This window comes from Roseivirga sp. UBA1976 (assembly GCF_002336325.1).
GTDB classification, from domain to species: domain Bacteria; phylum Bacteroidota; class Bacteroidia; order Cytophagales; family Cyclobacteriaceae; genus Roseivirga; species Roseivirga thermotolerans.
This window is the reverse complement of record NZ_DDDQ01000010.1, coordinates 7,943-17,046: the sequence shown is the minus strand read 5'-3', so window position 1 is coordinate 17,046 and position 9,104 is coordinate 7,943. Positions and strand designations below refer to the sequence as shown.

Genomic DNA, 9,104 nt, shown 5'->3' with positions numbered 1-9,104 from the left:
TAAGTAAAACTGTATGTCGTCTTCTTTTAGCAGCCCAGAATTGAGCATGAATTTAATGTGCTCGAAATCTCCACTCCAATGCAAATCCTCTCCTAAGGCAATGGACCCCGGAATCTGATCGGCTAACCTGTGGACAAAATGTAGTGTGTTTTGTTCTACCGGCCCACCAATATTGAGGTAACCGTTAAAATTAATCGACTCATCCATTACATCGCTTAATGTAAGGTCGCTCATTTTGTTGAGTACCAAACCAAAGGTACCTTCTTCTGAATGTTCACAAACCAAAATTACCGTTCGCTCAAAGTTTGGATCGTTCAAAAATGGCTCTGAGATTAGAAAGTCTCCTCGCTCCGGGTCCGGAATATTTTTGTCGTATTCAAACATATAATCGATTTGAATGGAAATTATAAATGCATCTTTACTTTGCCTAACGAAAAGGAAAAACTTTAGTGCTTAAATTTGTTACCTGAATAAAAAAACTGCTTATGACCAAATCCATTGCTGATCTCCGACAGGAATATACCAAAGCTGCTCTCGATGTAGAATCGGCCAACGAAAGCCCCTTTGTACAGTTCGAAAAATGGTTTGGAGAAGCGCAGTCAGGAGAATTGCTGGAACCTAACGCCATGGTGTTGAGTACAGTAGATGAAATGAACAGGCCTTTTCAGCGCACCGTTCTTATGAAAGCCCTGGATCATAGCGGTTTGGTCTTTTACACCAACTATAAAAGTAGAAAGGCGCGCCATATTGAAAAGAACAATCAGGTAAGTGTGTTATTTCCCTGGTACGCCATGGAGCGGCAGGTTTTCATTCAGGGAGTCGCCAAAAAGGTTTCGGCCAAAGAGTCATTAAAATACTTTACCAGTCGGCCTCATGGCAGCCAGTTGGGAGCCTGGGTTTCTCAACAAAGTCAGGTCATTAGTTCGCGTTCTATACTCGAAATGAAACTGGCAGAAATGAAACAAAAGTTTAAAGAGGGAAAAGTGCCTTTGCCCGATTTTTGGGGAGGCTACCGTATTGAGCCTACTTCATTTGAGTTTTGGCAGGGAAGGCAAAACCGATTGCACGATCGGCTGCTTTATGAAAAACAAGCCAAAGGCAACTGGAAAATTAGTCGGCTTTCGCCTTGATTGCCGTAACTGTTTGGCCATTCGATTTGAGTTCAACCCCTAGCTACGCTCAGAAGCCTGTGGAAGTATCTTGGAATAATGAAGCCACCCCTTAATGAACTCTAAACTTGTGACGATGGGCAGCATTGAAGCCCAAACCGTCTACAGTGGTTCTTCTAAACGAGGTCGAAGATTGAGCTTACACCGGGGGTTCTTTCTACGGTAAAGCCTTCACCGTATTTCACTCCTATTTCATGGCCATAATGAATACCTCTGGCCTCAATCATGTTTAAAAATTCCGGAGAGGAAATATAGGTAGCCGGTTCTTTGGATTCAGGATCATGAAACTGCGATTTGAATGCCTTTATGGCTGCTAGCTTGGTTGACCAGGCCGAAGAGACATCAACAATTATATCGGGGTCATGAGGGATACTCTGAATGTAGTGATATACGGTTTTGGGCCGCCAGGCTTCTTGTTTTTGCCCCTCGTGTTCCGTTTTTATCATGGTAAGCCCGGCTAAAAAACAGGCCTCACGAGCCAACTCAGAAGCTCTTCCATGATCGCTGTGCCTATCACTAATGGCATTGGCGAGTACAATCTCTGGCCTGTACTTCCTGATCATTTTTATGACTTCAAGCTGATGTGCTTCATCGTTGGTAAAGAAACCATCACGAAAGCCTAGATTTTCCCGTGCGGAAAGCCCCATGATTTTTGCCGAGGCTTGGGCTTCCTGCATTCGTATTTCAGGAGTTCCCCGCGTGCCCAATTCTCCTTGAGTAAAGTCGACAATCCCAGCCTTCTTCCCCATCGAAACCGCCTTTACGAGGGTTCCAGCACACGAAAGTTCTACATCATCAGGGTGGGCGGCCAACGCCAGAATATCTAATTTCATTACTATTGATTAGTGAAAAAAAGGAGATTAAGCCATCTCCTTTTCTGATTCTTTTTCAAACTCCTTTTCTGCGAGAAATCGCTCAGCATCTAATGCCCCCATACAACCGGTACCTGCAGCTGTTACGGCCTGACGATAAATTCTATCGGCTGCATCGCCCGTAGCAAAAACCCCTTCTACATTGGTTTTGGTACTACCGGGTTGTACAATGAGATATCCGGTTTCATCCATCTCAAGATAGTCTTTGAAAATATCTGTATTGGGTTTATGGCCTATAGCAACAAAGAAACCACTAATCTCCAACTCTCGTTTCTCTCCGGTTTCATTATTTATTACCCTAACCCCCGTTACACCGCTATCATCTCCCAAAACCTCTTCGGCTTCTGTATTCCATAAGATTTCTATGTTAGGAGTGTTTTTCACTCTCTCCTGCATAATGGTGGACGCTCTCATTTCGTCTCTTCGAACCAGAAGGTATACTTTAGGACAAAGGTTAGCCAAATAAGTAGCTTCTTCAGCAGCAGTATCACCACCGCCAACTACGGCCACATTTTTACCTCTGTAGAAGAAGCCATCACAAACGGCACAAGCCGATACTCCTTTGTTGGCAAATGTTTTCTCAGACTCTAAACCAAGGTATTTGGCACTGGCACCTGTTGAAATAATCACAGCCTCGGCCGTTACTTCATGCTTATCGTCTACCCAAACGGTATGAGGATATGACGAGAAGTCTACTTTTGTGACAACTCCGTAACGCACTTGAGTACCGAATCGCTCTGCCTGCTTTTGAAGATCTACCATCATTTGCGGACCGTTTACACCATCGGGGTACCCTGGAAAGTTCTCAACATCGTTGGTAGTCGTTAGCTGTCCTCCAGGCTCTCCTCCTGTATACAAAACAGGGTTTAAACCGGCTCTAGAGGCATAAATAGCGGCAGTATATCCGGCAGGGCCAGATCCAATAATCAGCACTTTTACGTTTTCTTTCGTCATCTCCTTCTCAAATTTTGTCAAAACTAAGCCTTTAACAGTTTTAAGCAAAGCAATTGTTCCCAATGTGGACACACAAAAAAAGGTGTCTTTTTAGGACACCTTTTCTTTTTATTCTAATACTATCGATTAGCCCAGATAAGGCTTCAACGCCTTGCTGCGCGAAGTATGTCTTAACCTTCTGATGGCCTTTTCTTTGATTTGCCTTACACGCTCGCGGGTTAGATTGAATTTTTCGCCAATCTCTTCCAGAGTCATGGAATGCTCTCCATTCAGACCAAAATATAGCGTAATCACATCGGCCTCTCGTTGGGTTAGGGTAGAAAGTGCTCGTTGTACCTCTCTTCTCAGGGAGTCATTCATCAGACCAGTGTCTGGCTTTTCCTCCATGTCATTTTCAAGTACATCCAGCAAGCTATTTTCTTCTCCCTGAACAAATGGAGCATCCATAGACACGTGTCTACCCGAAATCTTCATAGTATCCACAACTTCATTGGTGGTTACTTCCAATACTTCGGCCAATTCATCGGGCGATGGTTCTCTTTCAAATTTTTGCTCAAGTTCAGAGAAGGTCTTTGAAATTTTATTCAATGAACCTACCCTGTTCAACGGGAGTCGTACAATCCTGGACTGTTCCGCCAGAGCTTGTAGAATGGACTGTCTGATCCACCAAACGGCATAAGAAATGAACTTAAAACCTCTGGTTTCATCAAAACGCTGAGCTGCTTTGATCAACCCAAGGTTTCCTTCGTTAATCAAATCTCCCAACGACAAGCCCTGATTTTGATATTGTTTAGCCACAGATACCACAAATCTCAGGTTGGCTTTGGTAAGCTTCTCCAAGGCCAGTTGATCTCCTTCTCGGATTCTCTTGGCCAAATCTACCTCTTCATCGGGAGTAAGAAGGTCTACCTTACCAATTTCCTGTAAATACTTATCGAGAGATTGCGACTCTCTATTGGTAATCTGCTTACTAATCTTAAGCTGTCTCATTCAAATAAATGCTTTTCTTCCTGTCTTTAAACAATTTGGAACAACTCGTAAATTATGAAAAGTTCCACTCATAACAACGTGGCAGATACTAATTCTGTTCGTTCTTATGCTCTGGTTTTGGTAATAAAACTTTTCTGGACAGCCTGAACTTGCCCGTCTTTTTGTCTATTCCAATGAGTTTTACGGTTACTTCCTCACCTACTTCAAGAACGCCTTCCATTTTTTCCAGTCGTTCCCATTTTATTTCCGAAATGTGTAGCAATCCGTCTTTACCAGGCATGAACTCTACAAATGCTCCAAATGGCATTATAGACTTCACCTTACCTTCGTAAACTTCGCCTACTTCAGGAACAGCTACTATAGCCTTAATTCGCTTAACAGCCGCCTGCATAGCCTCTTTGTTCACTGCAAAAACAGTAACAACACCGCTATCGGCCACCTCTTCGATATTAATGGTTGCTCCGGTTTCTTTCTGTATTTCCTGAATTACCTTACCACCAGGACCAATAACAGCACCAATCTGGTCTTTAGGAATATTGAACTTCTCACTTCTAGGCACATGAGGTTTGAAGTCGGCTCTTGGCTCAGAAATCACCTCATTCATTACATTGAGAATATGGAGTCTTCCTTGTTTTGCCTGCTCAAGCGCTTCTTCCAGTACTTGGTAAGAAAGGCCATCAACCTTGATGTCCATCTGACAAGCAGTAATTCCTTTAGCCGTTCCGGTAACTTTAAAGTCCATGTCTCCCAGGTGATCTTCATCGCCTAAGATGTCAGAAAGGATGGCGTATTTTCCGGTTTCAGCATCTGAAATCATTCCCATGGCTATACCCGAAACTGGAGCAGAGATTTTAACACCAGTGTCCATAAGTGCCAAAGAGCCTGCACAAACGGTGGCCATAGAAGAAGAACCGTTAGATTCTAAAATGTCTGAGACCAAACGTATGGTGTAAGGGTTAGTATCTTCGGCCGGAAGCACTTGTTTTAGTGCTCTCATGGCTAGGTTACCATGCCCTACTTCTCTTCTGCCAGGTCCTCTGTTGGGACGAACTTCTCCGGTTGAAAAACCTGGGAAGTTATAGTGCAGTATGAATTTGTTATAACCCGACTCAGTAGCACCATCAATCATTTGCTCATCTAGTTTAGTACCTAGGGTACACGATGTTAATGATTGAGTTTCTCCTCGTGTAAACACAGCCGAACCATGAGCTGAAGGCAAATAGTCTACCTCACAGGTAATTGGCCTTACTTCCGTAAAGTCTCTTCCATCCAGTCGCTTTCTCTCATTGAGCACAAAGGTTCTGGCAGCTCTTTTATGAAGCTTCTTAAAATATTGGCTTATAAGGAATGAGTCGTATTCATGATCTTCAGGAAGTGACTCAACAAAAGCTTCTTTGATGGCTTTTACATCGTTGCTTCTAACCGATTTATCGGCTGTTTGCTTAGAAACAACAGCATATAACTTATCATATAGTTCAGATTCCATTTTAGCCCAAAGCTCCGGATCTGACTTTTCATGAGAATATTCTCTTTTTTGAGTAGACCCAACTTCTTGGGCCAATTCAATCTGTGCCTGACACTGCAACTTAATGGCATCGTGGGCTACTTTCATGGCCTCGAGCAAATCTGCTTCTGAAACCTCTTTCATCTCGCCCTCAACCATCATTATGTTTTTGAGGTCGGCAGCAACAATAATATCTAACTCGGCAGCTTTGGCTTTTTCCTTATTAGGGTTTACCAAAAACTCACCTTCATATTTAATCACGCGAACCTCAGAAATAGGTCCGTTGAAAGGAATATCTGAAACAGAAAGAGCAGCAGAAGCTGCCAATGCTGCCAGAGAATCCGGCATTACATTCTCATCGTGAGAAATCATAGAGATCATCACTTGCGTATCGGCATGATAATCATCTGGAAATAGAGGTCTTAAGGCTCTATCGACCAATCGGCTAATTAGCACCTCATGATCTGAAAGTTTACCTTCTCTCTTTAAAAAACCGCCAGGAATTTTACCTGAGCTAGCAAATTTTTCCTGATAGTCTACAGAAAGAGGGAGAAAGTCTGTGTCTTCTTTGGCTTCAGTAGCTGACACCACTGTAGCGAGCAACATGGTGTTGCCCATTCTTACCACTACTGAACCGTCCGCTTGTTTTGCTAGTTTACCCGTTTCGATTGTGATTTCCGCGCCATCGGGCATTTTGATGGACTTAGTTACAATTTTCGACATATATAGATTTTAAAATAAGAAAGCAGGAAGTATGTTCATCCTGCAATAAAATATAAAAGGAAAAAAGGGAATTCCTAAGAACTCCCTTCTTTAATATTTTACTTTCTAAGGTTCAATTCCTTAATGATTGCTCTGTAACGCTCAATGTCTCTGTTGTACAAATAGTCGAGCAATCTTCTTCTTTTACCTACCAGTTTCAAAAGACCCAATCGAGAAGAGTGATCTTTCTTGTTAACTTTTAAGTGTTCTGTAAGGTGATTGATTCGGTAGGTAAAAAGTGCAATCTGTGACTCAGGAGACCCTGTATCACCTTTTGACTTTAACCGACCATGATTCTCAAACAACTCTTGTTTCTTTTCGCTTGATAAATACATGCTTAGCTAAATTTGATTTTTATAATTAAAACAGCCGCAAAGGTATGAATTCGAAGGGTAATTAACAAACCTTAGACTTCTTCTGATCGATTCTTTCTCCAAAAGAATTTCTTAACCTTTTCCCAGGCATTGAGATAGGCATCTACTTCGAAGAGACGAGAGTCGTTTCTGGCCTGTCGTAAAAAGAACAAGCCTATGGGTAGTAAAACAGCATTGGACATCCACACTGCCACAACCGGATCTAACACACCTTCTTTTCCCCACTTGTCTCCGGTGGTATTTAAAACGTAGTAAACCAAAAAGAAAATAACTGAAACAATGACCGGCAGCCCCAATCCTCCTTTCTTAATAATGGCCCCAATGGGAGCACCAATAAGAAACATTATAAGACAAGCCATTGACCTGGCTATCTGTTGGTTCTTGGTGACTCTAAACTTACGTTGATCTCTCTGCACATTCTTCAGCGTTGTAATTCGGCTGTTGAGAATATTTCTGGCCGTTCTGGTATTGTTAACGCTATAATTAATGGCCGTGGTAATTCGTAAGTTGTCGGGATTAGCCTTAGACGGTTCATAATATTCCTCCAGCCGTTCTAAGGTCTTATCTATCTGCTCTTCTGTATAAACTTTATTTTTTTTACTTATCGCTGACTCTTGTTGCCGGGCATATTGCTCTCCCCTGGAACGAGCAGACTCTAACTGCTCTTCCAAATCGTCTTCAGTTTGAGTATCAGTCTCACCTATATTTGCATCACCGTTTACCAATCGTTCTTCCGGCTTGCTGCGCCCCATCACACTATCGGGGGTTACTATATCATCTGCCTTTGACTTCTTTTTGGCTTTTTCAAGATTATACAGCGAATCGTAATATGCCTTAGGTTTGGCAATCTCTTCAGGAACATCAAGGTCGCGAGCCAAATGAAACCTGAAACCATTGGAACTTACCTGGGTAAATATCTGTGCTTCTTTAGAAAGTATGTCACGCTGCATAGAGTCTATACCTTCTATTAGCTCTTGGCGGGTTTGCACCAGACGGCTCCTTCTGAATAATTTTTCATCGGTATCGCCCATATCGAACGATGACAGATCGAAGCGGATAATGCTCTTAGAAAAAGTGTCTCTAATAAACTGTCCCCCTTTTTCTTTGTCATCCCGGGTTTCGTTCATATTCTCCTCGTAGCGCTTTCCATCGTAGAGTTCTAAAGCCAGATAGCGTTGATTCATAAAGGAATACATTCGGCCGGAGTCAGCCAGAATTACCTTCTTATTCCCTTGAGAGCTATTGGAAGTATGATCGTAAATGATAATATCTTTTAATTGCTCATCGCCTATTTTTTGATTCACCTTGATACTGTAGCCCGGTATACCATCGTAAAAAACACCTTCCTTGATATCAAGGGCAGGTTTTTTGGTTCGCATATCCCATAACAGGCTGTAGGTTTTGAGGTTGGTTTTAGGTACAAGTTGGGTGTTGGAGTAATAGGTAAAACCGGTGAGGCCCAACACAAAAATAAAAATGGGCAGCAACGCTCTTACCAAGGATATTCCGGAGCTCTTCACTGCGGTTAACTCAGAGTGTTCTCCCAAATTACCAAAGGTCATTATTGAGCTTAACAAAATGGCCAGAGGGAATGCATCGGGGGAACTGGATATCGAAAAATAGGTAATGAGCTCAGCAAAGACAGAAGCACTTAACCCCTTGCCCATAATCTGGTCGAAGTATTTCAACAGGGTAACCAGCAGGAGGATAAAATCAACAACAATAAGGGTGAGCAAAAAAGGTCCTATAAAGGATCCGAATACCAACCTATCTATTTTCTTCATGCAGCCTAATTTGCCCCGGTTAGGCCTCAAAGATCATGCCTTTAGCTAGTAAATGCAAGCCGGTGTTGGCTTAACCTCCAATGAGTTCTTTTAGTGAGTACACAAGGTTTTCCCAAAGATCCTGCTGCTCTTCTTCATCGTCTAAATCAGAGTAGTCGGTAATCTGTAAAAATACGGTTTGGGTAAGCTCATTTACATCGAGTTTCAGCTCAAGATAATTGGGGTCGTCTTCGTCTTCCTCAGTTTCGGGGAGAAACTCAAATTTGACCGAATGATTGGTACGCTGGGAAACTTTTCGTGCTTTATGCTCCTCACCATCCCACAAAAAACTGTAGACCTTGTCTTCATTAATGTTCACATCGTCTGCAAACCATTGAGCAAGGCCACTGGCCGTACTAAGGTAAGGGAAGAGCATCTTTTGAGAAGCGTTCACCTCAAACTCCGTCACGAACTTTAACTTTCCCATAGGCTGAAAAAATGAAGTTGGGTAATATAGAACTTAATTACCATTTCGACAAACAAAAAAAAGTGTGGAAACAGGTTGTAATAATCAAGTTTAGATAATTACCTTTGCACCTCAATTTTAGCAAGCCCGTAAGCGAAAAGGCTATTTTGGTATCCTAAAATTGAGTAAACCGAAGGCTAATCCCTTCGGGTAATTTCAAGGAATCTGGCGAGGTAGCTCAGTTGGTTAG

General features: G+C 42.4%; 9 protein-coding genes. 1 reads left to right on the top strand and 8 read right to left on the bottom strand.

What is annotated here, in order from left to right:
* Positions 1-384, bottom strand: a 384-nt coding sequence (locus B3763_RS01090) for a YqgE/AlgH family protein (RefSeq protein WP_286742721.1), incomplete at its 3' end; no start/stop codon positions are given.
* A 101-nt stretch (positions 385-485) separates the two neighbouring features.
* Between B3763_RS01090 and pdxH the strand changes: the two genes are divergently transcribed.
* Positions 486-1,130 carry a pyridoxamine 5'-phosphate oxidase gene (gene pdxH, locus B3763_RS01085; RefSeq protein ID WP_286742718.1) on the top strand — a complete coding sequence of 215 codons (645 nt, stop codon included), beginning with the start codon at positions 486-488 and terminating at the stop codon, positions 1,128-1,130.
* Positions 1,131-1,285: 155 nt separating this feature from the next.
* On the opposite strand, the gene bshB1 is transcribed toward pdxH, so the two are convergent.
* The 7 genes from bshB1 to B3763_RS01050 all read right to left on the bottom strand — a co-directional run bounded on the left by bshB1 (position 1,286) and on the right by B3763_RS01050 (position 8,875).
* A complete protein-coding gene (bshB1, locus tag B3763_RS01080) occupies positions 1,286-2,002 on the bottom strand; it encodes a bacillithiol biosynthesis deacetylase BshB1 (protein WP_189630037.1) in 717 nt (238 codons plus the stop codon).
* 27 nt (positions 2,003-2,029) lie between these two features.
* On the bottom strand, positions 2,030-2,995 hold the full coding sequence (trxB, locus tag B3763_RS01075) for a thioredoxin-disulfide reductase (RefSeq protein ID WP_189630036.1): 966 nt from the start codon (positions 2,993-2,995) through the stop codon (positions 2,030-2,032).
* Positions 2,996-3,121: 126 nt separating this feature from the next.
* Positions 3,122-3,985: a sigma-70 family RNA polymerase sigma factor gene (locus tag B3763_RS01070; RefSeq protein WP_189630035.1), complete on the bottom strand. Its 864-nt coding sequence runs from the start codon at positions 3,983-3,985 to the stop codon at positions 3,122-3,124.
* An 88-nt stretch (positions 3,986-4,073) separates the two neighbouring features.
* Entirely contained in the window at positions 4,074-6,212 is a 2,139-nt protein-coding gene (gene pnp, locus B3763_RS01065; RefSeq protein WP_189630034.1) for a polyribonucleotide nucleotidyltransferase, read from the bottom strand.
* A gap of 98 nt (positions 6,213-6,310) precedes the next feature.
* Complete coding sequence (rpsO, locus tag B3763_RS01060; RefSeq protein ID WP_189630033.1) at positions 6,311-6,586, bottom strand: 30S ribosomal protein S15; 276 nt, start codon at positions 6,584-6,586, stop codon at positions 6,311-6,313.
* 71 nt (positions 6,587-6,657) lie between these two features.
* Positions 6,658-8,409, bottom strand: a complete 1,752-nt coding sequence (locus B3763_RS01055; RefSeq protein WP_286742710.1) for an LptF/LptG family permease — start codon at positions 8,407-8,409, stop codon at positions 6,658-6,660.
* A gap of 70 nt (positions 8,410-8,479) precedes the next feature.
* On the bottom strand, positions 8,480-8,875 hold the full coding sequence (locus B3763_RS01050) for an START-like domain-containing protein (protein ID WP_189630031.1): 396 nt from the start codon (positions 8,873-8,875) through the stop codon (positions 8,480-8,482).
* Positions 8,876-9,104 lie beyond the last annotated feature (229 nt).